The sequence below is a fragment of the Micromonospora sagamiensis genome, from assembly GCF_014680085.1.
Lineage (GTDB): Bacteria > Actinomycetota > Actinomycetes > Mycobacteriales > Micromonosporaceae > Micromonospora > Micromonospora inyonensis.
Window position 1 is genome coordinate 3,747,223 of sequence record NZ_AP023438.1, and the last position, 23,196, is coordinate 3,770,418.

The following is a 23,196-nucleotide window of genomic DNA, read 5'->3' on the forward strand; positions in this document are numbered from 1 at the left end:
CACCGTCATCGACGCGGTGCTCCGGGCAGTCGTTCAGACGCATGCGCCCCAGCGAGCCCCTCGCCCCAGCACCGCCAGACGACTAAAAGCCGCCGCAGCGAACGCATTCAGGAGTTTCCCCGTGTCCGAGGTAAAGATCAGCGCCGAGCCCCGTACCGAGTTCGGCAAGGGTGGTGCCCGTCGTACCCGCCGGGCCGGCAAGGTGCCCGCCGTGCTGTACGGCCACGGCGAGAAGCCCAAGCACATCGCGCTCCCGGCCCGCGAGTTCGCCGCGGCGATCCGTAAGGGTGGGGCCAACCAGCTCTTCGCCATCGAGGTCAGCGACGGCACCCAGGTGCTCGCGCTGCCGAAGGCGATCCAGCGTGACCCGATCAAGGACACCTTCGAGCACATCGACCTGCTGCTGGTCCGTCGGGGCGAGAAGGTCACCGTCGAGGTGCCGGTGCAGCTGACCGGTGACGCCGCGAAGGACACCCTGATCGTGCACGACCACGACACCCTCACGGTGACCGCCGAGGCCACCAACGTCCCGGACCACCTGGAGGCCTCCATCGAGGGCCTTGAGGCCGGCACCCAGGTCACCGCCGCCGACGTCGAGCTGCCGGCCGGTGTCGAGCTGGTCGCCGACCCGGAGCTGTCGGTCGCCGCGGTGACCGCCGCGCCGACCGCCGAGCAGCTCGAGGCGACCCTGCCCGAGACCGAGGTGGCGGCCGAGGAGGCCGAGGCCGTCGAGGGTGAGGCCGCCGAGGGTGCCGAGACCCCGGCCGCCGAGGGCGAGGAGACCCCGGCCGAGGGGCGTACCGAGGCCTGATCGAAGCCGTGCGGCAGGCGTCCCCGATCGCTTCGGGGGCGCCTGTCGTCGTATCACGGCCAGCGGAACCGGCGGAATGTCGCCGTGGTTGTCGGGACGGGAGGGCGGAACGTGACGGACGAGGACCGGCCGTGGCTGGTGGTCGGCCTGGGCAACCCGGGCCGGGAGTACGCCGGTCACCGGCACAACGTCGGCTTCATGGTGGCTGATCTGCTCGCCAGCCGGGTGAGTGGCAGGTTCGGGCGGCACCGCCGGGCGATGGCCGACGCCGCCGAGGGGCGGCTCGGGTTCGGCGGGCCGAAGCTCGTACTGGCCAAGCCGCTGACGTACATGAACCTCTCCGGAGGCCCGGTGGCCGCGCTGGCCCAGTTCTACAAGATCCCTCCGGCGCAGGTGATCGCCGTGCACGACGAGCTGGACATCGGGTACGGGCAGCTGAGGGTGAAGTGCGGTGGCGGTGAGGGCGGCCACAACGGCCTGCGTTCCATGACGAAGTCGCTGGGCACCAAGGACTACGTCCGGGTGCGCTTCGGTATCGGCCGCCCGCCGGGGCGGCAGGACCCGGCCGACTACGTCCTGTCCGACTTCTCCAGCGTCGAGCGCAAGGAGCTGGAGTTCCTGGTCGACCGGGCGGCGGACGCGGTCGAGTCGGTGGTCAACCGGGGCGTCGAGTGGACGCAGAACGCCTATCACGGCAGCTGAGCCGGGCGGGGCGTGCCGGCGGGGGTGCCAGCGGCCGGTAGTCTGCGGCTTTGGCGTGGCCCGAACGGCGGGAGTGTGGCATGGGCAGTCCTCCGATGATCGACGGTGCGTTCGCCCGCTGGTTGGCGGCACGGGCCGGGCAGGCCCTGCTGGACCTCCGGGCCGAGATGGGCTTCACCGACCAGGGCGCGTTGAAGGCGGCCGGGGACAAGATCTCGCACGACCTGATCCGTACCGAACTGGCGCGCTGGCGCCCGGCGGACGCGGTGCTCTCCGAGGAGGACGAGGGTTCCCGGCTGGCCTGGGCGGCCGAGGTGAACACGGACGCGGTCTCCCGGCTCACCGCCGACCGGGTGTGGATCATCGACCCGTTGGACGGGACCCGGGAGTTCTCCGAGGAGGGCCGCTCGGACTGGGCGGTGCACGTGGCGCTCTGGGCGCGGAACGGGTCCGCCTCGCACGGGCTGGTCGCCGGGGCGGTGGCGCTGCCGGCGCAGCACCGGGTGCTCGGTACCGACCATCCGCCCGCGTACCCGCCGATGACGGTGGAGGCGGCGACCGCGCGGGGTGGACGGACGCTGCGGCTGGCAGCCAGCCGCAGCCGCCCGCCGGTCTTCCTGACCGACCTGGCCGAGGACATCGGTGCGGAGTTGGTGCCGATGGGGTCGGCGGGGGCGAAGATCGCGGCGGTGGTGACCGGTGAGGTGGACGCGTACATCCACGCCGGGGGGCAGTACGAGTGGGACTCGGCGGCCCCGGTGGCTGTGGCGACGGCCACCGGACTCCACGCTTCCCGGATTGACGGATCTGCGCTGAAATACAACGAGGCGGATCCGCGCCTGCCCGACCTGCTGGTCTGTCGCAAGGATCTCGCCAGCCGGTTGCTTGCAGCGCTGCAGAGGCATTCCGGGGTAGCCTGACCCGACTTCCTGAGGTGTCCGACCGGAAAGGTCTGGAATCCATGAGCCGATCCGCCCGAAGCGAGCCCGTGTCATGACCGCCCCTGCGGCCTACCGCGTCTCCCACCTGGACGCGTTGGAGGCGGAGAGCATCTTCGTGATGCGTGAGGTGGTGGCGGAGATGGAGCGGCCGGTGCTGCTCTTCTCCGGTGGCAAGGACTCGATCGTGATGCTCCGGCTCGCCCAGAAGGCGTTCGCTCCGGCGAACATCCCGTTCCCGGTGATGCACGTCGACACCGGCCACAACTTCCCCGAGGTCCTGGAGTACCGCGACCAGCGGGTCGCCGAGCTGGGTCTCCAGTTGATCGTGGCGAGCGTTCCCGAGGCGTTGGAGCGCGGCCTGGTCCGGGAGAGCCCGGACGGCACCCGCAACCGGATCCAGACGCCGGTGCTCCTCGATGCGGTGGAGAAGCATCGGTTTGATGCGTTGTTCGGTGGGGCGCGTCGGGATGAGGAGAAGGCGCGGGCGAAGGAGCGGGTGTTCTCGTTCCGGGATGAGTTCGGGCAGTGGGATCCGAAGAATCAGCGGCCGGAGTTGTGGTCGTTGTACAACGGTCGGCATCATGCGGGTGAGTCGATTCGGGTGTTTCCGTTGTCGAACTGGACCGAGTTGGATGTGTGGCACTACATCGCTCGGGAGCGGATCGCGTTGCCGTCGATCTACTTCGCCCACGAGCGTGAGGTGATCGAGCGGGACGGGATGCTCTACGCCGTCAACGAGTTCATCCAGCCCCGCGCCGGTGAGGAGCGGTTCAAGGTGCGGGTGCGGTACCGGACGGTCGGCGATGCGTCCTGCACGGCTGCCGTTCGCTCCGACGCGGACTCGGTGGAGTTGGTGATCGAGGAGGTCGGGGCGACCCGGATCACCGAGCGGGGTGCGACCCGGGGCGACGACCGGGTGAGTGAGGCCGCCATGGAGGACCGCAAGCGGGAGGGCTACTTCTGATGAGTGCCGAGACGATCGCCCCGGAGACGTCGGCCCGTCCGATGGACCTGCTCCGCTTCGCCACCGCCGGAAGCGTCGACGACGGTAAATCCACCCTGATTGGCCGTCTTCTGTATGACACGAAGTCGTTGTTCACGGATCAGTTGGAGGCCGTGGAGGCGGTTTCGGCGGCGCGGGGTGACGAGTACACGAACCTGGCGTTGTTGACCGACGGGTTGCGGGCGGAGCGGGAGCAGGGCATCACGATCGATGTCGCCTACCGGTACTTCGCCACTCCGAGGCGGAAGTTCATCATCGCCGACACCCCGGGGCACATCCAGTACACCCGGAACATGGTCACCGGCGCGTCCACCGCAGATCTGGCCCTGATCCTCGTGGACGCCCGTAAGGGCCTGGTCGAACAGTCCCGCCGCCACGCCTTCCTGTGCAGTCTGCTGCGCGTGCCGCACCTCGTGCTGTGCGTGAACAAGATGGACCTGGTCGACTGGTCCCAGGACGTGTTCGACCAGATCGCCGACGAGTTCACCGCCTTCGCCGCCAAGCTCGACGTCCCCGATTTGGCGGTGGTGCCGATCTCGGCGTTGAAGGGCGACAACATCGTCACCCGCTCCGAGAACACCCCCTGGTACGAAGGCCCCTCGTTGTTGCACCACCTGGAGCATGTGCACATCGCCTCCGACCGCAACCTCGTCGACGTGCGGTTCCCCGTCCAGTACGTCATCCGCCCCCAATCCACCACAGTCACGGACTACCGGGGCTACGCCGGGCAGGTCGCCTCCGGTGTGATCAAACCCGGCGACGAGGTCATGGTCCTGCCGTCGGGGTTCACCTCCCGCATCGCCGCCGTGGAAACCGCCGACGGACCCGTCGCCGAGGCGTTCCCACCCATGTCCATCACCGTCCGACTGACCGACGAGATCGACATCTCCCGCGGCGACATGATCTGCCGACCCAACAACGCCCCCACCCCCACCCAGGATGTGGAGGCGATGGTGTGCTGGATGGACGAAACCCGCCCACTGCACCTCGGCGGCCGTTACACCATCAAACACACCACCCGCACCGCACGGGCGATCGTCCGCGGAATCCACTACCGCCTCGACATCAACACCCTGCACCGCGACGACACCGCGACCGAGTTGAAACTCAACGAGATCGGCCGGATCCGACTCCGCACCACCGTGCCCCTACTCGCCGACGAGTACCGCCGTAACCGCACCACCGGCGGATTCATCATCATCGACGAAGCCACCAACCGCACCGTCGCCGCCGCCATGATCGTCGAAACCACCTAACCCCCAGCCGGTAGCAGGGGACCCCTCCTCACCAAAAACCGGTAGGAAGGGCCCCCTGCAACCACCCGAGCAGTGCAAGCGCCTCAGTCGAGTCGACTGGCACCCGGGGCGGGCCACACCGTGACGTGACCGGGTGCGGCGAAGCCGCGCTCGGCGTACGCGGCCGTGACGGCGGCGGTGACCGCGTCGGCCGAGGCCGCCTCCACCAGCGCCAGCACACAGCCGCCGAAGCCGCCCCCGGTCATCCGCGCACCGAGCGCCCCGGCGGCCAGCGCCGTCTCGACCGCGAGGTCGATCTCCGGCACGGTGATCTCGAAGTCGTCCCGCATCGAGGCGTGTGACCCGGTCAGCAGCGGGCCGATGTCGCGTACCCGGCTGGCGCGCAGCAGCGCGACGGTGTCGAGGACCCGCTGGTCCTCGGTGACCACGTGCCGGACCCGTCGCCGGGTCTCGTCGTCGGGCAGCCGGCCCAGCGCCGCGTCCAGGCCGCCGACGGGTACGTCCCGCAGGGCGGGCACCCCGAGCAGGTCGGCGGCCTGCTCGCAGGACCTGCGCCGCGCCGCGTACTCGCCGTCGGCGTGCCGGTGCGGGGCCCGGCTGTCGACGACCAGCATGGCCAGACCGGCGGCGTCGAGGTCGAACGGGATGTGCTCGACCTCCTCGGTGCGGCAGTCGAGGAAGAGCGCGTGCCCGGCCCGGCAGCGGATCGCGGCGGACTGGTCCATGATCCCGGTCGGCGCGCCGACGTACGCGTTCTCGGCCCGCTGGGCCAGCCGGGGCCGTCGTTCGGCGGGAAGGTCCAGCCCGCCGAGGTCGACCAGGGCGGCCAGCACCGCGGCCTCCAGCGCGGCCGAGGAGGAGAGGCCGGAACCGAGCGGTACGTCGCTGGCGATGGCGAGCCGTGCGCCCGGTACGGCGTACCCCGCCTCGCGCAGCGCCCAGACCACCCCGGCGACGTACGCGCCCCAGCCGGTGACCCGGCCCGGGGCGAGGTCGTCGGCGGTGAACTCGATCGACTCGTCGGCCAGTTCGGAGCAGACCGTCCAGACCCCGTCGGGCTGCCCGGCGGCGGCCACCACGGTCCGCAGGGAGAGGGCGAAGGGGAGCACGAAACCGTCGTTGTAGTCGGTGTGCTCGCCGATCAGGTTGGCCCGTCCGGGGGCCGCCCAGCGGCCGGCAGGCTCGGCGGCGTACCGCTGCCGGAAGCCGGCGGTGGCGCGGTCGGCGACGTCACCGGCGAGGACGGGGTGCGTGGTCACGACCGCTCCAGGATGTGCGTGCGGTAGAACGCCCAGGCGTCGCCGACCATGTCGTGCAGGGTCGGCTTCTCCGGCACCCAGCCGAGTTCCGCGCGGGCCAGCCGGGCGGAGGCGACCAGCTCGGCCGGGTCGCCCTCGCGGCGCGCGGCGATCTCGACCGGGACCCGGTGGCCGGTGACCTCACGGACCACCTCGACGACCTGCCGGTTGGTGAAGCCGTTGCCGTTGCCGAGGTTGTAGATCCGGTGCTGGCCGGGGGTCGCCGCGTCCAGCGCGAGCAGGTGGGCGCGGGCGAGGTCCTCGACGTGGATGTAGTCGCGGACGCAGGTGCCGTCGACGGTGGGGTAGTCGTCGCCGAAGAGCTGGAGCTTGTCGCGCCGCCCGGCAGCGACCTCCAGTGCGATCGGGATCAGATGGGTCTCCGGGTCGTGCCGCTCGCCGATGGCCTCTTCGCCCCGGAGGTAGGCCCCGGCGACGTTGAAGTAGCGCAGTGAGACCGCCGCCAGGTCGTGCCCGATCGCCTCGGAGGTGAGCGCCATGTCGACGGCGAGCTTGGTCGCGCCGTACGTGTTGGTGGGGGCCTTGACCGCCGTCTCCGGGATGGGCAGCTCGACCGGGTTGCCGTAGACGGCGGCGGTGGAGGAGAAGACCAGGCGCGGCACTCCGGCGGCGCGGACGGCGTCGATCAGCGCGAGCGAGCCGACGGTGTTGGTGTGCCAGTACAGCTCCGGCCGCACCATGGACTCACCGGCGGCGATCAACGCGGCGAAGTGCAGCACCCCGTCGAATCCGGCCCGGGGGGTGAGCACGCGGGCGGCCTCGTGCACCGGGGCCTCGACGTGGGTCGCCTCGGGGGCGAGCGCCTCGCGGTGACCGGTGCGCAGGTCGTCCAGGACGACCACCTCGTGCCCGGCGTCGAGCAGCATCCGGGTCACCACGCTGCCGATGTAGCCGGCCCCCCCGGTGACGAGCAGTTTCACGTCGGCCCCCTCCTGACCGGCCACCTCGGGTTGGTGGCCGCGTTCCGTAGCTCACCCTACGACCGACGGCCGTGCGCGGCCCGGTCCGTCGCCGGAGCTATTCCACCATGAACTGCCAGGGTCGAACAGAGTCGAACACCAGGGATCCGCTGGGGGCCCGGGTGTCTACCATCTCTGGTATGCGGGAGACGGGCGGTTCCCGGCCCCGGCGACAACCGCCGGGGCGATCACGACGAACGGGACGACCGCGACGCGAACCGGGGCCGGTGGCGCGGGCCGTGGCCGGGGTGGTGGTCCGGGCCGCGGACGGGGCGACCCGACTGGTGACGCACCTGCTGGGCGCGGGTCCCACCGCCGGGCGGGAGCGGATCAGCGAGGCGGACCTGCGCGACCTGGTCGCCGCCAACACCCTCCTCGACGCCGACGAGCGCCGGATCATCGACGAGGTACTGGCGGCCGGGGCGAGCCTGGTCCGCGAGGTGATGATGCCCCGTACCGAGGTGGTCTTCCTCTCGGCACGGCTCACCGTCGCCGAGGCCGCCGAACTGGCCCGCACCGAGACACACACCCGATACCCGGTGATCGACGGCACCCACGACGACGTGGTCGGCTTCGTGCACCTGCGTGACCTGCTGCTCCGGCCGGACCCGGACCCCCGGACGACCGTCGGCGAGCTCACCCGCGAGGTGAAGCGCCTCCCCGGCAGCAAGCGGGTGCTGGCGGCACTGACCGAGATGCGCCGGGAACGGCACCACCTCGCGGTGGTGGTCGACGAGTACGGCGGCACCGCCGGCATCGTCACCCTGGAGGACCTGATCGAGGAGCTGATCGGGGAGATCCACGACGAGTACGACACCGACCCCGACCCGGTGCACGCCGGCCTCCCCGGCGTGGTGGACGGCCGGCTGAACCTCGCCGACTTCGCCGAGCGCACCGGGGTGGTCCTGCCCACCGGTCCGTACGAGACGGTCGGCGGGTACGTGATGGCCGCCCTCGGTCGGCTGCCGGTCGTCGGCGACGAGGTGCCGGTGGCCGCCGAGCCCGGCCGCCGCGCCGCCGGTGCCGCGAACCGGTCCCCGGGCGGCGGAACGACACACCCGGTCGCGAAACCGGCTCCGGCGGCCGGCTGGTCGCTGCGGGTGCTCGCGCTGGAGGGACGCCGGGTGGCCCGGGTGGCGGTCGCGGGACGGCCGCCGCTGCCGGCCGTCAACCAGCCGGCCGCCGCACCGACTCCCGCCGTGGCTCCCGTTCCTCCGGCTCCCGCACGCCAGCTGTCGCCGGCCGCCGTGGTGGGGAAGTCGACCACCGGCCCGTCATGACGTACGCCGGGTGTTACTGACAGAATTGCCGGCATGTCCGACGTGCCTGCCCGCCCCCGCGTCCTCTCCGGCATCCAGCCGACGGCCGACTCGTTCCACCTCGGCAACTACCTGGGCGCGGTACGGCACTGGGTGGCCCTCCAGGACACCCACGACGCGTTCTACTGCGTCGTCGACCTGCACGCCATCACCGCCGGGCACGACGCCAAGTCGCTGCGCCAGCGCAGCCGGACGGCTGCCGCGCAGCTGCTCGCCGTCGGGCTGGACCCGGAGCGTTGCGCCCTGTTCGTCCAGTCCCAGGTGCCCGAGCACGCCCAGTTGGCCTGGATCCTCTCCTGCGTCACCGGGTTCGGCGAGGCCAGCCGGATGACCCAGTTCAAGGACAAGTCGCAGAAGCAGGGCAGCGAGCGGGCCAGCGTCGGCCTCTTCACGTACCCGATCCTCCAGGCCGCCGACATCCTGCTCTACCAGGCGGACGCGGTGCCGGTCGGCGAGGACCAGCGCCAGCACCTGGAACTCACCCGGGACCTGGCCCAGCGTTTCAACACCAGCTTCGGCCGGACGTTCACCGTGCCGGCGGCGCACATCGTCCGGGACACCGCGAAGATCACCGACCTCCAGGACCCGACCGCGAAGATGTCGAAGTCGTCGTCCTCGCCGGCCGGCATCATCAACCTCCTGGAGGAGCCGGCCCGCTCGGCCAAGAAGATCCGCTCGGCGGTCACCGACACCGGCCGGGAGATCGTCTTCGACGCCGAGGCGAAGCCGGGCATCGCCAACCTGCTGACCATCTACTCGGCGCTGACCGGGCGGAGCATCGACGACCTGGTCGCCGCGTACGCCGGCCGGGGCTACGGCGACCTCAAGAAGGACCTCGGCGAGGTGGTGGTGGAGTTCGTCCGGCCGGTGCAGGAGCGCACCCGCAGCTACCTGGACGACCCGGCCCAGCTCGACAAGCTGCTCGCCCAGGGGGCCGAGAAGGCCCGCGCGGTGGCGGCCCGGACGCTGGCGGCCGCGTACGAACGGGTCGGGTTCTTCCTGCCGGTACGCGTCGGGTGACGTCGGTGTCATGACGTCGACGGTGGACGGGTCAGCGACCGGAGGGGTGGCGCGGGGCGTGGATCGCAGGGGCGCGACGGCAGGCACGGCCGCCACCACCCAGATCGGCGTGGCGGTGGACATTCCGGAGCCGTGGGGTTCTCACCTCACCCGTCGGCGGGCGGAGGCCGGTGATCCGCTGGCGGCCCACATCCCGGCCCACGTGACACTGCTCGGGCCGACCGAGATCCCGGTCGACGCCATGCCGGTCGTCGAGGCGCACCTGGCCGCGGTGGCCGCCGCGCACCTGCCGTTCAGCCTGCACCTGCGGGGCACCGGCACCTTCCGCCCGGTGACCCAGGTGGTCTTCGTCGCGGTGGCCGCCGGGATCAGCGAGTGCGAGCTGCTCGCCGAGGCGATCAGCGCCGCCCCCGAACTGCGCCGGGAGACCCGTTTCCCGTACCACCCGCACGTGACGGTCGCCCAGGACGTGCCGCCGGAGGCGCTGGACCGGGTCTACGAGGACCTGGCCGACTTCTCCGCCATCTTCGAGGTGGAGGCCTTCACCCTCTTCTCGCACTCCGGTCAGATCCGCTGGCAACCCCGCCGCGACTTCCGCCTCGGCGGCTGAACCCGCGCAGGCGTACCGGCCGACGACGGGGGCGGGGATCGGCGAGGATGATCGTGTGAACGTGTTCGGGCGGATCGAGGCCGGAGCCGACCGGTGGGTCACCGGGCTGCGACGCCGGTCCCGTGTGTTCGACCACGTCTGGCGGGCCGGGGTGCGCTACAACGACGTGCTCGCCGGGCGGCTCGCGGCGGCGATCGCCTACTACGGGTTCTTCGCGGCCTTCGCCCTCGCCCTGATCGGATACGCGATCTTCGGGGCGATCATCGAGGACAACCGCGAGGTGAGCCGGGCGGCGGCCGACTTCCTCCGGGAGAACCTGCCCTTCCTCGACCCGGTGCAGATCGCCGACAGCAGCGGCCGGGTCGGCGTGATCGGCCTGGTCATCCTGGCCTTCACCGGCATCGGCTGGGTGGAGTCGATCCGTTCGTCGCAGCGGCTGATCCACGGCCTCAACCAGCAGCCGGGCAACCTGGTGGTCCGCCGCCTGGTGGACCTGGGCATCCTGGTCGCGCTCTTCGTGCTGATCGGGGTGTCGGTGGCCGCCGTCGACGCGCTGGAGTCCCTGCTGCGCTGGCTGCTGCGCAGCACCGGTTCGGTCGCGCTGACCACGGTGAGCGCGCTGCTCAGCGTCCTGATCAACCTGGTACTGGCCAGCGCCCTACTGGTGCTGGTGCCCCGGCTGCGGATGAGCCGCCGGCGGCTGCGGCCGGTGGTGCTGGTGGTGGCCGTCGGCATCACTCTGATCAACACGGTCGGCCGGTACTACGTGGTCCGCGCCGAGCGGAACCCGGCGTACGCGGTGGTGGCCGGCGCGGTCGGGCTGCTGCTCTACCTCTACCTGCTCAACCAGTTGGTGCTCTTCGGCGCGGCGCTGGCCGCGACCAGTGAGCAGGGGCGGGTGTGGGATATGGCCGACGGGGGTAGGGTCGTCGCTCCGGTCGGTGGTGTCGGACCCGGCACCCCGGACCGTCCCGCACCCCCTGCCAGCAGTTGACTCTTGGAAGGTGTCGCAGATGACCGAGCCGAAGCCGTTCCGTGTCGAGGTGGTCGTGGCGGCCGACCAGCAGACGGTCTGGTCGGCGCTGACCGAGCCGGAGTTGATCGGGCAGTGGTTCGGCTGGGACTTCGAGGGACTGGCCGAGGAGATCCGGCACATCTTCGTCGACCACGCCGACGCGTACCCGCCGGAACGGATCGCGCTGGAGGCCGGCCAGGAGCTCCAGGCGGAGGCCGACGGGGAACGGACCCGGGTGCGGGCGGTGATGCCCGGGGCGCTGGACGGCGAGCTGGCCGACGGGTACGACGGCCTGGAGGAGGGCTGGCGGACCTTCTTCGAGCAGCTGCGGTACCTGCTGGAGCGGCGCCCGGCGGGGCAGCGGCGCACGGTGCGGCTGGCCGGTAGGGCCACCGGGAAGCAGTTGCTGGCCGTCCTCGACGAGGCCGGGCCGACGCAGGAGTGGCACGACAGCCGGTTCCAGCGGATCGTGGTGGACGCCGAGGGTCGGCTGCTGGCCGCCATGGCGGAGTCCCCGCTGACCGACGAGGCCGCCGGCCCGGTCAGCCTGGTGGTCAGCGCGTACGGGCTGGACGACGCCGGTCTGGACCGGCTGCGCGCGGAGTGGACGCGCCGGTGGCGGGCCGCCGTGCCGGCCGGGGAACTGGACCCCGCATAGCCGGCAATTAGGGCGAATCGGACTCGTCATCCCGCCGCAGGGACGATGATGGGCGCGTGGGCGCACTCGTGACGTTGGACCTGCCGGACGACTCGCCGATGCTCGGCCTGCCGTGGATCATCACCTTCGGCCCCCTGGGCGACACCGAGGAGTGGGAGCCGGTGGTCTGCGGGCCGTACGAGCGCCCGCACGCGCTGGCCCTGGCCGAGTCGGTGGTCGCCGACGAGCAGTTGATGGCGGTGGTCGAGCCGCTGCTGCCGGCGGTCTCCGCCGACGAGATCCGGGGCGAGATCACCTCGGCGCGGATCGCCGCCGAGGACGAGAGCGCCCGGATCGAGGAGTCCGACCTGTACGGCGACTTCGAGGACACCATCGACGACGAACTGGAGGAGGCGTCGGCCCGGGAGCCGCACGGCGAGCCGCGAACCCCGCCGACCGAGGAGCAGTTGCGGGCCGGGTTCCGGCGCATCGCCGCCCGGCTCACCGATCGGACGGAGAGCCGCCCCGAGGGCTAGCGGGACCGGTCCCGCCCTGACCGGGTAGCGGGCGGTGGCAGCCGGTGGGCGGCGGGACCGGTCCCGGCCGGTCGTCGTCGCGAGAGCCCCGGACGGACACCGGCGCCCCGGGGAAGCCTCCCCGGGGCGCCGGTGCCCTCACCCCCCACCACAAGGGGTCGTCTGCCCCAGTCGCCCGCCGGCGCGAAGCTCGGCGAACGACCAGGTGAGTTCAGGTCTACCCGACCAGGTGCCGCTCGAACCACACTGCGGCGTCGATCGTCAGGAGATACCCGTCACTCGCGTCGGTGAGCGGCGCGCTGGCGACGATCGGCTCGCCGTACCCGCTGATCCGCGTCGGTGCGCCGCTGAGGTTGACCACGCAGGTCAGCTCGACGTCGTCGGCCGAGCGGCTGAAGGCCAGCACGCCGGGGTCGGTCTCCCGCCAGGTGATCCCGCTGTCGACGGAAGCCAGCGCCGGGTGCTCGTGCCGGATCCGCAGCGCGGTGCGGTAGAGCTCCAGCGTCGAGCCGGGCACGCCGGTCTGCGCGGCGACGGAGAGGGCGGCCCAGGTGGCGGGGGCCGGCAGCCAGCTCAGTTCGCTGCCCTCCGGGCCGAAGCCGTACGGCGCGAGCTGGCCGCTCCACGGGATCGGCACCCGGCAGCCGTCCCGGCTCTGGCCGGTGCGCAGGAACGACGGGTCCTGCCGCAGCTCGTCCGGGAGGTCGAGCACCTCTGGCAGGCCCAGTTCCTCGCCCTGGTAGACGTACGCGCAGCCGGGCAGGGCGAGCATCAGCAGGGTGGCGGCGCGGGCCCGGCGCAGGCCGACCTCGCCGTCGCCGTACCGGGTGACGTGCCGCTTCTTGTCGTGGTTCGAGAGCACCCAGGTGGTCGGCGCGCCCACGATGGTCGACTCGGCGAGCGCGGTGTCGATCACCTTGCGGAACGAGTCGGCCGACCAGGTGGCGTCGAGGAAGTCGAAGCTGAACGCCTGGTGCAGCTCGTCCGGGCCGATGTAGCGGGCGAGCCGCTGCGGGGTCTCCGCCCACGCCTCGGCCACCGCCATCCGACCACCGGGGTAGCTGTCCAGGATCGGCCGCCAGGAGCGGTAGATGTCGTGCACCTCGTCCTGGTCGAAGTAGGGGAGCCGCCCCTTGCCGAGCAGCTCCACCTGCCGCTGGCCGGTGGTCATGGTGCTGAACCCGACGTCCGGCAGCCCCTCGGCCTTGATCATGCCGTGCGCCACGTCGATCCGGAATCCGTCCACCCCCCGGTCGAGCCAGAACCGCAGAATGTCCTCGAACTCGGCGCGGACCTCGGGGTGCCGCCAGTTCAGGTCGGGCTGGGCCGGGTCGAACAGGTGCAGGTACCACTGGCCGTCGGGGACGCGGGTCCAGGCGGGGCCGCCGAAGATGCTCTCCCAGTCGTTCGGGGGCTGGTCGCCGTTCTCGCCCCTGCCCTCGGCGAAGAGGTAGCGCGCCCGCTCGGGGGAACCGGGGCCGGCGGCGAGGGCGGCCTGGAACCAGGGGTGGGCGTCGGACGTGTGGTTCGGCACCAGGTCCACGATGATCCGCAGGCCGAGGGCGTGCGCATCGGTGATCATGTTGTCGAAGTCGGCCAGGGTGCCGAACATCGGGTCGACGTCGCGGTAGTCGGCCACGTCGTAGCCGCCGTCGACCATCGGGGAGGTGTAGAAGGGGGTCAGCCAGAGCGCGTCCACACCCAGGTCCCGCAGGTAGGGCAGCCGTTCCCGGATGCCCTGGAGGTCGCCCACGCCGTCGGCGTTCGAGTCGGCGAAACTGCGGACGTAGACCTGGTAGACGACCGCGGAGCGCCACCAGTCGAGGTCGGTGGCGGGCGGCGTCGGGCGGATGGCGGTCACGGTGGCGTACCCCGTTCTCTGGCGCGGGACGGCGACCCGCGACGAGCCGGCGCGGGTGTGCGTGCAGAATGCCGGCCCGGCGCTGCAAGAGTCAAGCAGGACTTGCGCAAGAAATGTCGCCACCCGCCGGGCCCGGTCCTGCCGTCGGTGCCCCTCAGGCCGGTACGGCCAGCGCGGGCGGCGCCGGCCGCTGCGGGGTCGGGACCGGGCCGGGTCGGGCCGCGTCGGCCGGCGCGACCGCGGTGGAGCCACGGACCACCAGCTCCGGGCGGAAGAGGTACTCCGAGTGCGGGGCGCCGTGCCCGTTGATCTCGTCGACCAGGGCCCGGACGGCGGCGACCGACATCGCCACCACGGGTTGCCGCATCGTGGTCAGCGGCGGGTCGGTGAAGGCCATCAGCGGGGAGTCGTCGTAGCCGACCACGGAGAGGTCGGCCGGCACGGAAAGGCCACGCTGCCGGGCCGCCCGGATCGCGCCCAGCGCCATCAGGTCGGAGCCGCAGACGATGCCGGTCACGCCCCGGTCGAGCAGCCGGGCGGCGGCGGCCTCGCCGTCCTCCACGCCGAACAGGGAGAGTTCGGCCAGCGGCTCCAGCTCGGCCTCGTCCAGCTCGACCAGGCGCCGCATGGCGGCCTTGTAGCCGGCGACCCGGCGCTGGACGGGCACGAACCGGTCCGGTCCGGTGATCAGGCCGATCCGCCGGTGCCCGAGGGCGACCAGGTGGGCCACGGCCAGTTCGGTGGCCTCGCGGTCGTCGCAGGAGACGAAGGGCGCCGCGATGCCGGGCGCGAAACCGTTGATCATCACGATCGGCAGTGGCCGGCCGATGAGCGCGCGGTACCGGTCGTGGTTGGCGGCGGTGTCGGCGTGCAGGCCGGAGACGAAGACGATCCCGGAGACCTGCCGGTCCAGCAGCATCTCGACGTACTCGTCCTCGGTGACCCCACCGGGGGTCTGGGTGCAGAGCACCGGGGTGAACCCGCTCTGGGCCAGCGTGGACTCGATGGTCTGGGCGAACGCGGGGAAGATCGGGTTGTCCAGCTCCGGCACGACCAGCCCGACCAGCCCGGCGCTGCGCTTGCGCAGCCGGGCGGGGCGCTCGTAACCGAGTACATCGAGGGCGGTCAGCACGGCCTGCCGGGTCTCGGGGGCCACGCCGGGGCGGTCGTTGAGCACCCGCGACACCGTGGCCTCGCTGACTTCGGCCTGTTGGGCGATGTCGGACAGTCGAGCGCGCATGGGCCGCACTCTAGCTCAACCGCAACTTCTTGCGAACACTTCTGCAAGCCCTTCCATTAACTGCAACGTCTTGCTAACGTCCCGGCAACACGCGAGAGCAGCGGCGCAGCACACCGCGCCGGTTGGCACAAAATTCTACCGACGTTTCCCCTGGCGGGCCGCCCTTCCCCCGGCGGGCCTGCCATGACGACAGGAGTACCGATGCGCATCCGTACCGCGGGTGTGGTCGCCGCCGTCGCGCTGGCGCTCGCCGCCTCTGGCTGCGGCGGCAGCGACAACAACGACGAGCCGGCCGCCAAGGAGTCCGCCAAGGCCTCCGGCGGCAAGCTGGTGATCTGGGCCGACGACAAGCGGGCCGCGGCCCTCAAGCCCTACGCCGAGAAGTTCGGCACCGAGAACGGCGTCACCGTCGAGGTGCAGGCCGTCTCCAAGGACCTCCAGACCAACTTCGTCACCGCCTCCCAGCAGGGCAGCGGCCCGGACGTCGTGGTCGGCGCGCACGACTGGATCGGCAACATGGTCCAGAACGGCGCGATCGAGCCGGTGCAGCTCGCCGCCGAGCAGAAGAGCGGCTTCAACGAGACCGCGGTCAAGGCGGTCACCTTCAACGGCCAGCTCTACGGCGTCCCGTACGCGATGGAGAACCTGGCGCTGATCCGCAACACCGAGCTGGCCCCCGAGGCGCCGAAGACCATCGAGGACCTCGTCGCCGCCGGCAAGAAGCTCAAGGCCGAGAAGAAGGCCAGCGAGATCCTCTGCCTCCAGTCCGGCCAGAACGGCGACGCGTACCACATCTACCCGCTCTACACCTCGGCCGGCGGCTACCTCTTCGGCACCGCCGCCAACGGCGACTACGACCCCAAGGACCTGGGTGTCGGCAAGCCGGAGTCGATCGCGGCGTTCCAGAAGATCGCCAAGCTGGGGGAGAAGGGCGACGGCGCGCTCAAGCGCTCGATCACCGGCGAGAACTCGATCGCCACCTTCACCGGCAAGAAGTGCGCCTTCCTGGTCTCCGGGCCGTGGGCCATCACCGACGCCAAGAAGGCCGGCATCAAGTACGACATCTCCCCGGTCCCCGGCTTCGCCGGTGGCAAGGAGGCCCAGCCGTTCGTGGGCGTGCAGGCGTTCTACGTCGCCGCCAAGGGCAAGAACAAGGCCCTGGCGCAGGAGTTCGTGGCGAACCGCGTCAGCACCCCCGAGCTGGCCGTGGCGCTCTACAACGCCGAGCCGCGTCCGCCGGCGCTGACCGCCGCTCTCGACCAGGTCAAGGGGAGCGACCCGGACCTGGCCAAGTTCCAGGAGGCCGGCAAGAACGGCCAGGTGCTCCCGGCGATCCCGGCCATGGCCGCGATCTGGGACCCGTTCGGCAAGGCCGAGGCCGCCATCATCGGTGGCGCCGACCCGGCGAAGACCATCACCGCCGCCGGTAAGACGATCGCCGGCCAGATCAAGTAATGACCACGTCGCTGTCCGGCCCGGGGTCTGGCACACAGACCCCGGGCCGGGAGCCCATCGGCTCCCGGCCCGCGCGCCGCGCCGCGCCCCACGACGCGCCGATCACCCTCACCGGCCTCGCGGTGAAGGTGATCCTGCTCGGACTGACCGCCGGAATCGCGGTCTGGGCGGCCTTCCCGCTCATCGACGCCGAGAGGTGGGGCGGACTGGCCCTGCTGCTGGCGACCACCGCCGGCCTGTTCTACCTCTACCTCACCCGTCGGCACATCCCGGCCAAGTACCTGGTCCCCGGCACGCTCTTCCTGATCGCGTTCCAGATCGTCCCGGTGCTCTACACGGCGAGCACCGCGTTCACCAACTTCGGCGACGGCCACCGGGGCACCAAGGACGACGCGATCGTCGCCATCCAGACCGCCTCGGTCAAGCAGGTGCCCGGCTCGACCGAGTACGCCCTCTCGGTCGCCACCCAGGGCGATCCGGCCACCGGAGCGCTGGTCTTCCTGGTCACCGACCCACAGACCGGGAAGGTCTCCGCGGGTGACGTGAGCGGCCTGCGGGAACTGGACGCGGCGGACGTCACCGTCGCCACCGGTGGCAAGGTCACCGCGGCCGAGGGCTACACCGTGCTCAACTTCGGTCAGGCCAGCGCGCGGAGTGAGGAGATCACCGCACTGGTGGTGCCGACCGACTCCGGCGCGCTGCGCTCGTCCGGCCTGTCCCGCGCCTACGAGGGCAAGGCGGTCCGGGCGTACGACAAGGGCTGCGACTGCATCCGGGACGCCGAGAGCGGCCGGACCTGGACGGCCGACGAGGATACCGGCGCGTTCGTCGCCGCCGACGGCGAGCGGCTCGCCCAGGGCTGGAAGGTCGGCGTCGGACTGCGCAACTTCAGCCGGGTGCTCACCGACCCGGACATCTCCGGGCCGTTCTTCGGCACCCTGCTCTGGAACTTCGCCTTCGCGCTCGGCTCCACCGGGTTCACGTTCGTCCTCGGCATGGCCATCGCGTTGGCGCTGCACTCGCCCCGGATGCGCGGCACCAACATCTACCGGGTCCTGCTGATCCTCCCGTACGCCATGCCGTCGTTCGCGATGCTGCTGGTCTGGCGGGACATGTTCAACACCGACTTCGGCCTGATCAACAACCTGTTCGGGCTCGGCGTGGACTGGTTCGGGCAGGACTGGTCGGCCCGGGTCGCGGTGATCCTGGTGCAGCTCTGGCTCGGCTACCCGTACATGTTCCTGGTGGCCACCGGCGCGTTGCAGGCCATCCCCCGGGAGCTGACCGAGGCGACCTCGGTCGACGGGGCGTCGGCCTGGCAGTCGTTCCGGTCGGTCACGCTGCCGCTGCTGCTGGTCGCGCTCTCGCCGTTGCTGATCTCGTCGTTCGCGTTCAACTTCAACAACTTCAACGCGATCTACCTGACCACCGAGGGTGGGCCGTTCCCGGCGGACAACCCGACCAGTGGTGCCACCGATCTGCTGATCACCTACACCTACCGGTTGGCGTTCGGCGCGCAGGGTGCGGAGTACGGCCTGGCCGCAGCAGTGTCGATCTTCATCTTCACCATCGTCGCGGTGGTCTCGGCGGTCAGCTTCCGGCGTACCCGGCAGCAGGAGGAGGTGTACTCGTGACATCCGTACAGGCACCGGTCGCCAACCGGACCGCCGGCCGACGCCGGAGCCGCTGGTTCGCCCAGGTCGGCTGGCGGCACCTGGTCGGGGTGGTCGCGGTGGCGTTCAGCCTCTTCCCGATCCTGTTCGTGCTGTCGGCCGCGCTCAACCCGCTGGGCACGCTCAGCTCCACCGACCTGGTGCCCACCGAGGGCGTGTCGTTCGAGAACTTCACCGGCCTGTTCGAGCGGACCGCCTTCGAGCGGTGGTTCCTCAACTCCCTGCTGGTGGCCGGGCTGGCCAGCTTCGTGTCGGTCTTCCTCTCCGCGCTGGCCGCGTACGCGTTCTCCCGGATGCGGTTCGCCGGCCGGCGGCCGGGGCTGCTCGCGCTGCTGCTGATCCAGATGTTCCCGCAGTTCCTGGCGATCGTGGCGATCTTCCTGATCTTCACCACGGTGACCGACCTGTGGCCCGCGATCGGTTTCAACACCCCGTGGGGCCTGCTCCTGCTCTACCTCGGTGGGGCGCTCGGGGTGAACACCTGGCTGATGAAGGGCTTCTTCGACACGCTCCCCAAGGAGCTGGACGAGTCGGCGACCATGGACGGCGCCTCGCACTCCCAGATCTTCTTCCGGATCCTGCTGCCGCTGGTGGCACCGATCCTGGCGGTGACCGGCCTGCTCGCCTTCATCAGCACGATCAACGAGTTCCTGATGGCGAACGTGTTCCTCACCGACGCCGAGTCGAAGACCCTCGCGGTGGGCATGTTCGGTCTGGTGGCCGGCGAGCGGAACAACAACTTCGGCATCTTCGCGGCGGGCACCCTGCTCACCGCGATCCCGACGGTGCTGGTCTTCCAACTCGTCCAGCGCTACATCGTCTCCGGCCTCACCGCCGGAGCGGTCAAGGGATAAACCGGATAGGTGGCCGCTCGCCGTCGTGGGCGAGGCGAGGGGTGCTGGTTCGCGGGCGCCCTGCGGCGAGTGGCACCGCTCCGTGGACAGCCCACCGGCAAGGGCGTCGGCGACGGCGTACACCGGAGCAGTCGAGAGCTGCCCGTCGGGTCATCCGATCCGGCGGGCAGTTCACCTCTTCCCCGTACCCGACCCGGAAAGGGCCGACCATGTCCATGTCCCATCCCGTCGCACCGCACCACGACGGATCCGCCCGCTACGTGCCCGAACAGGCCCCGGAACTCGGCGACACCGTACCGGTCCTCGTCCGGGTGCCGGCCGACGCCGACGTCCGCCGGGTGCACGTCCGGACCACGCCGGACGGCGAGCCGCGCTTCAGCGAGGCGGTCGTCGACCACACCGACGGCGACACCGTCTGGTGGCGGGCACAGGTGGGCGTACGCAACCCGGTCACCAACTACCGGTTCCTGCTCACCGGCCGGCGCGGCACCCGCTGGCTCAACGCCGCCGGGCCTGTCGACCACGACGTGCCGGACACGGGCGACTTCAAGCTCGTCACGTACGACCCGCCGCCGGCCTGGGCCCGGGACGCGGTGATCTACCAGATCTTCCCGGACCGTTTCGCCCGTTCGGCGGGAGCTGCCACCCGGCCGGCCCCGGAGTGGGCGATCCCCTGCGACTGGGACACCCCGGTCGTCGGGCGCGGCCCGGAGACGCCGTACCAGTTCTACGGCGGCGACCTGGACGGGATCACCGGGCACCTGGACCACCTGGACCGGCTCGGGGTGAACACCGTCTACCTCACCCCGGTCTTCCCGGCCCGCTCCAACCACCGGTACGACGCGGCCAGCTTCGACCACGTCGACCCGCTGCTCGGCGGGGACGCCGCGCTGGCCCGGCTCGCCGACGCCGTCCACGCACGCGGCTGGCGGCTGCTCGGCGACATCACCAGCAACCACACCGGCGACGGGCACGAGTGGTTCGTCCGGGCCCGCGCCCACGAGCATGCCCCGGAGCGGGAGCTGTACTACTTCGACGCCGACGGCGACTACGAGTCCTGGAACGGCGTCCGGTCGCTGCCGAAGCTGAACTGGGGCAGTGCCGAGCTGCGCCGCCGGTTCGCCACCGACCCGGACTCGTTGCTGCGCCGCTGGCTGCGCCCGCCGTACGGGCTGGACGGCTGGCGGGTGGACGTGGCGAACATGACCGGCCGGCGGGGCACCGACGCGTACACCCACGAGGTGGCGGCGCTGCTGCGGGCGGTGGCCACCGACACCCGCCCGGACGCGCTGGTGATGGCCGAACACGGTCACGACCACACCGGCGACCTGGACCGCGACGGTTGGCACGGGACGATGAACTACGTCGGCTTCACCGACCCGGTGTGGAGTTGGCTGCGCGCCGGGGACGACCCGGTGCCGAACTTCCTCGGTACCCCGGGTGGGGTGGTCCGGCGGGACGCGGACGCGGTGCTCGCCACCATGAACGCGTACCGGTCGCTGGTGTCCTGGCGGGCGTACACCCACTCGTGGCAGCTGCTCGGCTCGCACGACTCGGCCCGGATCCGCACCGTGGTCGGGGACGCGGCCCGGCAGGAGGTCGCGGCCGGGTTGCTCGCCACCATGCCCGGCACCCCGATGATCTTCGCCGGGGACGAGCTGGGACTCACCGGGACGAACGGGGAGGGTTCCCGCACCCCGATGCCCTGGCACCGGCCGGAGACCTGGGACAACCGGACGTTCGAGACGTACCGGTCGTTGATCGCGCTGCGGCGGGCGGAGCCGGCGCTGCGCCACGGTGGCCTGCGCTGGCTGCACGTCGACGCCGACACCATGGTCTTCGCCCGGGAGGCGGTCGACGGCACGGCCGTGGTGCTGGCCCGCCGCGCGCCCGGCAGTCCGGTCCGCCTCACCGGCCTGCCGCCCGCCGACAACGTGTACGGCGGCGCGCCGCCCCTGCGCCCCGACGCGGACGGCACCCTCACCCTCCCCGCTGACGGCCCGATCTTCCAGGTCTGGCGGACCACCTGAGGCGGGGTGCGGTGGGGTGGGGTGGTTGCAGGGCCCCCTCCTACCGCTTTTTGTCGAGGAAGGGCCCCCTGCAACCATCCAGTCGCCCGAGGGGCGGCTACTACGACGTGTCGTTGATGGGGGAGGATGTCCGGCGTGGAAGCTATCCGGCTCGTACTGCTCTACGCCCACCTGATCGGGTTCGCGCTGCTGCTCGGGGGCAGCGTCGCCCAACTCGTGTCCGGGCGGATCAGGATAAACCCCGCCATGCTCTGGGGGGCGGTCATCCAGTTGCTGACCGGGCTGGGCCTCTCCGCCCCGCTCCGGGACGGCGACGAGCCCGCCCCGGCGAAGCTTGTTACCAAGTTGGTGCTCGCGCTGCTCATCTTCGTCATGGTTTTCTTCTCCCGGAAGCGGGAGTCGGTCAATCGTGGGCACTTCCTGGCGATCGTCGGGTTGACCCTGGTCAACGCGGCAGTGGCGGTCTTCTGGCGGTGACGCTCCGGGCAGCCGGGCACCGGTGTGGAAGCCGGCGTCCGGAGGCAGTCCGGCGGGTTACCGTGAACCCGACGAGTGACCTGCCGCACGCGAGGGTTACGTAGCGGTAACAGCCGCCCAACAGTCGTGCACGATTGTCGGCCGGCGGGAGGGCGTGCGGCTACGCTTCGCGTCCGTAACGTGAGACGCCGGCGGCAAGGCGCAGGCCGGCTTGATGACTGTCACCGTCCGTTAGAGCGGTGGCGATGGGGAGGGAGTCGTCTTGCGCTCTGTGCGTGGGATGCGGGTCGTCTCGGCTTTCGCGGTCGGTGGGCTGGTGCTCGGTGCCGCCGCGTGTGGCGAGGCTCCGGAGGAGAACGACGGCGCCGGTGACGGTGGCAAGAAGTTCAGCGCCTGCATGGTGACCGACGTCGGCGGTATCGACGACAAGTCGTTCAACACCTCGGCCTGGAAGGGCCTGGAGGCCGCCAAGGCGGAGAACAGCAACATCGACATCAAGTACGTGGCGTCCAAGGCCGAGGCCGACTACGAGCCGAACCTGACCCAGTACGTCAACCAGAAGTGCGACTTCATCCTGGCCGTCGGTGGCCTGATGGGCACCGCCACGTCGAAGATCGCCAAGGCGAACCCGAACCAGCAGTTCGGCATCGTCGACGCGAAGGTGGCGGAGACCAACGTCTACCCGATGCAGTTCGACACCGCGCAGGCCGGCTTCCTCGCCGGTTACCTGGCGGCGGGGATGAGCAAGAGCAAGAAGGTCGGCACCTACGGCGGCATGAAGATCCCGCCGGTGACCATCTTCATGGACGGCTTCGTCGACGGTGTCGCCCACTACAACAAGACCAAGAGCGCCAACGTCCAGGCGCTCGGCTGGGACAAGGCCACCCAGAACGGGTCGTTCACCAACGACTTCGTCAAGCAGGACGAGGGCAAGAAGGTCGGTGACGCCCTGGTCGCCCAGGGTGCCGACATCGTCATGCCGGTCGCCGGTGGCGCCGGGCTCGGCACCACCGCCGCCGCCCAGGCCAGCGGCGGCAAGTACAACACCATCTGGGTGGACGTCGACGGCTGCGAGAGCACCCCGAACTGCCCGGCGATCGTCAGCACCGTGGTGAAGAACATCCCGGACGCCGTGAAGGAGGCCGTCGTCAAGGCGGCCAAGGGCGAGAAGCTGGAGGCCACCCCGGGTTACCTGGGCACCCTGGCCAACAACGGCGTCTCGCTCGCCCCGTTCCACGAGTTCGACAGCAAGGTCCCGGCCGAGCTGAAGGCCGAGCTGGACAAGCTCAAGGCCGACATCTCCGCCGGCACCGTCCAGGTCACCTCGCCGGCCCAGCCGAAGTGACCCGCCGCCGGTCACCGCGGTAGTGGTGACCGGCGGTCGCGTACCACGACGGCCGCTCCGGCCGGCACGGATGCGAATCCCTGCCGCCGGAGCGGCCGATCTGCACGACGTCCCCCACCACGCGGCCGACGGC

At 71.2% G+C, this 23,196-nt stretch carries 21 protein-coding genes; 17 read left to right on the forward strand and 4 right to left on the reverse strand.

Annotated elements, in window-relative coordinates:
• The first annotated feature begins 121 nt into the window (after positions 1 to 121).
• From IGA62_RS16570 to IGA62_RS16590, 5 genes are all read left to right on the forward strand, one after another.
• Positions 122 to 811 (forward strand): 50S ribosomal protein L25/general stress protein Ctc, encoded by a 690-nt coding sequence (locus tag IGA62_RS16570; protein WP_145820145.1) that lies wholly within the window; start codon positions 122 to 124, stop codon positions 809 to 811.
• A gap of 111 nt (positions 812 to 922) precedes the next feature.
• Positions 923 to 1,513: an aminoacyl-tRNA hydrolase gene (pth, locus tag IGA62_RS16575; RefSeq protein ID WP_145820143.1), complete on the forward strand. Its 591-nt coding sequence runs from the start codon at positions 923 to 925 to the stop codon at positions 1,511 to 1,513.
• An 80-nt stretch (positions 1,514 to 1,593) separates the two neighbouring features.
• A complete protein-coding gene (locus tag IGA62_RS16580) occupies positions 1,594 to 2,433 on the forward strand; it encodes an inositol monophosphatase family protein (RefSeq protein WP_145820141.1) in 840 nt (279 codons plus the stop codon).
• A gap of 73 nt (positions 2,434 to 2,506) precedes the next feature.
• On the forward strand, positions 2,507 to 3,418 hold the full coding sequence (cysD, locus tag IGA62_RS16585; RefSeq protein ID WP_145820139.1) for a sulfate adenylyltransferase subunit CysD: 912 nt from the start codon (positions 2,507 to 2,509) through the stop codon (positions 3,416 to 3,418).
• Complete coding sequence (locus IGA62_RS16590; RefSeq protein WP_145820137.1) at positions 3,418 to 4,713, forward strand: sulfate adenylyltransferase subunit 1; 1,296 nt, start codon at positions 3,418 to 3,420, stop codon at positions 4,711 to 4,713. Before cysD ends, IGA62_RS16590 begins: the two co-directional genes overlap by 1 nt.
• A gap of 83 nt (positions 4,714 to 4,796) precedes the next feature.
• Here the strand turns inward: IGA62_RS16590 and galK are convergent, their stop codons facing one another.
• Both galK and galE read right to left on the reverse strand, forming a co-directional pair.
• Positions 4,797 to 5,972, reverse strand: coding sequence for a galactokinase (gene galK / locus IGA62_RS16595; protein ID WP_145820135.1), 1,176 nt, complete (start codon positions 5,970 to 5,972; stop codon positions 4,797 to 4,799).
• Positions 5,969 to 6,952: a UDP-glucose 4-epimerase GalE gene (gene galE / locus IGA62_RS16600; protein WP_145820133.1), complete on the reverse strand. Its 984-nt coding sequence runs from the start codon at positions 6,950 to 6,952 to the stop codon at positions 5,969 to 5,971. The genes galK and galE overlap by 4 nt, the downstream gene beginning before the upstream one ends.
• A 179-nt stretch (positions 6,953 to 7,131) precedes the next feature.
• Between galE and IGA62_RS16605 the strand changes: the two genes are divergently transcribed.
• Genes IGA62_RS16605 through IGA62_RS16630 form a run of 6 tightly spaced genes read left to right on the forward strand, consistent with a single transcriptional unit; the run spans position 7,132 to position 12,128 of the window.
• Positions 7,132 to 8,271, forward strand: coding sequence for a hemolysin family protein (locus tag IGA62_RS16605; protein WP_145820130.1), 1,140 nt, complete (start codon positions 7,132 to 7,134; stop codon positions 8,269 to 8,271).
• A gap of 33 nt (positions 8,272 to 8,304) precedes the next feature.
• On the forward strand, positions 8,305 to 9,330 hold the full coding sequence (trpS, locus tag IGA62_RS16610; protein ID WP_145820128.1) for a tryptophan--tRNA ligase: 1,026 nt from the start codon (positions 8,305 to 8,307) through the stop codon (positions 9,328 to 9,330).
• A 10-nt stretch (positions 9,331 to 9,340) separates the two neighbouring features.
• On the forward strand, positions 9,341 to 9,940 hold the full coding sequence (locus tag IGA62_RS16615) for a 2'-5' RNA ligase family protein (RefSeq protein WP_145820126.1): 600 nt from the start codon (positions 9,341 to 9,343) through the stop codon (positions 9,938 to 9,940).
• Between the two features lie 55 nt (positions 9,941 to 9,995).
• Positions 9,996 to 10,934: a YihY/virulence factor BrkB family protein gene (locus IGA62_RS16620; RefSeq protein WP_145820124.1), complete on the forward strand. Its 939-nt coding sequence runs from the start codon at positions 9,996 to 9,998 to the stop codon at positions 10,932 to 10,934.
• Between the two features lie 19 nt (positions 10,935 to 10,953).
• Positions 10,954 to 11,613, forward strand: coding sequence for an SRPBCC family protein (locus IGA62_RS16625; RefSeq protein WP_145820122.1), 660 nt, complete (start codon positions 10,954 to 10,956; stop codon positions 11,611 to 11,613).
• Between the two features lie 56 nt (positions 11,614 to 11,669).
• Entirely contained in the window at positions 11,670 to 12,128 is a 459-nt protein-coding gene (locus IGA62_RS16630; RefSeq protein ID WP_091456846.1) for a hypothetical protein, read from the forward strand.
• A 217-nt stretch (positions 12,129 to 12,345) separates the two neighbouring features.
• Here IGA62_RS16630 and IGA62_RS16635 read toward each other — a convergent pair whose 3' ends face one another.
• Both IGA62_RS16635 and IGA62_RS16640 read right to left on the reverse strand, forming a co-directional pair.
• The gene (locus IGA62_RS16635) at positions 12,346 to 13,989 is read right to left on the reverse strand and encodes a glycoside hydrolase family 13 protein (RefSeq protein WP_145820120.1); all 1,644 of its coding nucleotides are present in this window, start codon (positions 13,987 to 13,989) and stop codon (positions 12,346 to 12,348) included.
• A 154-nt stretch (positions 13,990 to 14,143) separates the two neighbouring features.
• The gene (locus IGA62_RS16640; RefSeq protein ID WP_145820118.1) at positions 14,144 to 15,229 is read right to left on the reverse strand and encodes a LacI family DNA-binding transcriptional regulator; all 1,086 of its coding nucleotides are present in this window, start codon (positions 15,227 to 15,229) and stop codon (positions 14,144 to 14,146) included.
• Between the two features lie 201 nt (positions 15,230 to 15,430).
• Here IGA62_RS16640 and IGA62_RS16645 point away from each other — a divergent pair, with 201 nt between their 5' ends.
• The 6 genes from IGA62_RS16645 (at position 15,431) to IGA62_RS16670 (ending at position 23,063) form a co-directional block, all read left to right on the forward strand.
• On the forward strand, positions 15,431 to 16,684 hold the full coding sequence (locus IGA62_RS16645; RefSeq protein ID WP_145820116.1) for a sugar ABC transporter substrate-binding protein: 1,254 nt from the start codon (positions 15,431 to 15,433) through the stop codon (positions 16,682 to 16,684).
• Complete coding sequence (locus IGA62_RS16650; protein ID WP_145820114.1) at positions 16,684 to 18,318, forward strand: ABC transporter permease subunit; 1,635 nt, start codon at positions 16,684 to 16,686, stop codon at positions 18,316 to 18,318. Before IGA62_RS16645 ends, IGA62_RS16650 begins: the two co-directional genes overlap by 1 nt.
• Entirely contained in the window at positions 18,315 to 19,211 is an 897-nt protein-coding gene (locus tag IGA62_RS16655; protein WP_145820112.1) for a sugar ABC transporter permease, read from the forward strand. The genes IGA62_RS16650 and IGA62_RS16655 overlap by 4 nt, the downstream gene beginning before the upstream one ends.
• A gap of 209 nt (positions 19,212 to 19,420) precedes the next feature.
• A complete protein-coding gene (locus IGA62_RS16660; protein WP_408632872.1) occupies positions 19,421 to 21,241 on the forward strand; it encodes a glycoside hydrolase family 13 protein in 1,821 nt (606 codons plus the stop codon).
• Positions 21,242 to 21,376: 135 nt separating this feature from the next.
• A complete protein-coding gene (locus IGA62_RS16665) occupies positions 21,377 to 21,718 on the forward strand; it encodes a hypothetical protein (protein ID WP_145820110.1) in 342 nt (113 codons plus the stop codon).
• A gap of 280 nt (positions 21,719 to 21,998) precedes the next feature.
• Complete coding sequence (locus IGA62_RS16670) at positions 21,999 to 23,063, forward strand: BMP family lipoprotein (protein WP_145822178.1); 1,065 nt, start codon at positions 21,999 to 22,001, stop codon at positions 23,061 to 23,063.
• The last annotated feature ends 133 nt before the right edge of the window (positions 23,064 to 23,196 follow it).

What these genes read in the sequence shown, in the direction of transcription:
- IGA62_RS16580 (WP_145820141.1), top strand. Translation starts at nt 1,594, where the DNA reads ATGGGCAGTCCTCCGATGATCGACGGTGCGTTCGCCCGCTGGTTGGCG.
- cysD (WP_145820139.1), top strand. Translation starts at nt 2,507, where the DNA reads ATGACCGCCCCTGCGGCCTACCGCGTCTCCCACCTGGACGCGTTGGAG.
- IGA62_RS16590 (WP_145820137.1), top strand. Translation starts at nt 3,418, where the DNA reads ATGAGTGCCGAGACGATCGCCCCGGAGACGTCGGCCCGTCCGATGGAC.
- IGA62_RS16605 (WP_145820130.1), top strand. Translation starts at nt 7,132, where the DNA reads ATGCGGGAGACGGGCGGTTCCCGGCCCCGGCGACAACCGCCGGGGCGA.
- trpS (WP_145820128.1), top strand. Translation starts at nt 8,305, where the DNA reads ATGTCCGACGTGCCTGCCCGCCCCCGCGTCCTCTCCGGCATCCAGCCG.
- IGA62_RS16615 (WP_145820126.1), top strand. Translation starts at nt 9,341, where the DNA reads ATGACGTCGACGGTGGACGGGTCAGCGACCGGAGGGGTGGCGCGGGGC.
- IGA62_RS16625 (WP_145820122.1), top strand. Translation starts at nt 10,954, where the DNA reads ATGACCGAGCCGAAGCCGTTCCGTGTCGAGGTGGTCGTGGCGGCCGAC.
- IGA62_RS16640 (WP_145820118.1), bottom strand. Translation starts at nt 15,229, where the DNA reads ATGCGCGCTCGACTGTCCGACATCGCCCAACAGGCCGAAGTCAGCGAG.
- IGA62_RS16645 (WP_145820116.1), top strand. Translation starts at nt 15,431, where the DNA reads ATGCGCATCCGTACCGCGGGTGTGGTCGCCGCCGTCGCGCTGGCGCTC.
- IGA62_RS16650 (WP_145820114.1), top strand. Translation starts at nt 16,684, where the DNA reads ATGACCACGTCGCTGTCCGGCCCGGGGTCTGGCACACAGACCCCGGGC.
- IGA62_RS16660 (WP_408632872.1), top strand. Translation starts at nt 19,421, where the DNA reads ATGTCCATGTCCCATCCCGTCGCACCGCACCACGACGGATCCGCCCGC.
- IGA62_RS16670 (WP_145822178.1), top strand. Translation starts at nt 21,999, where the DNA reads ATGCGGGTCGTCTCGGCTTTCGCGGTCGGTGGGCTGGTGCTCGGTGCC.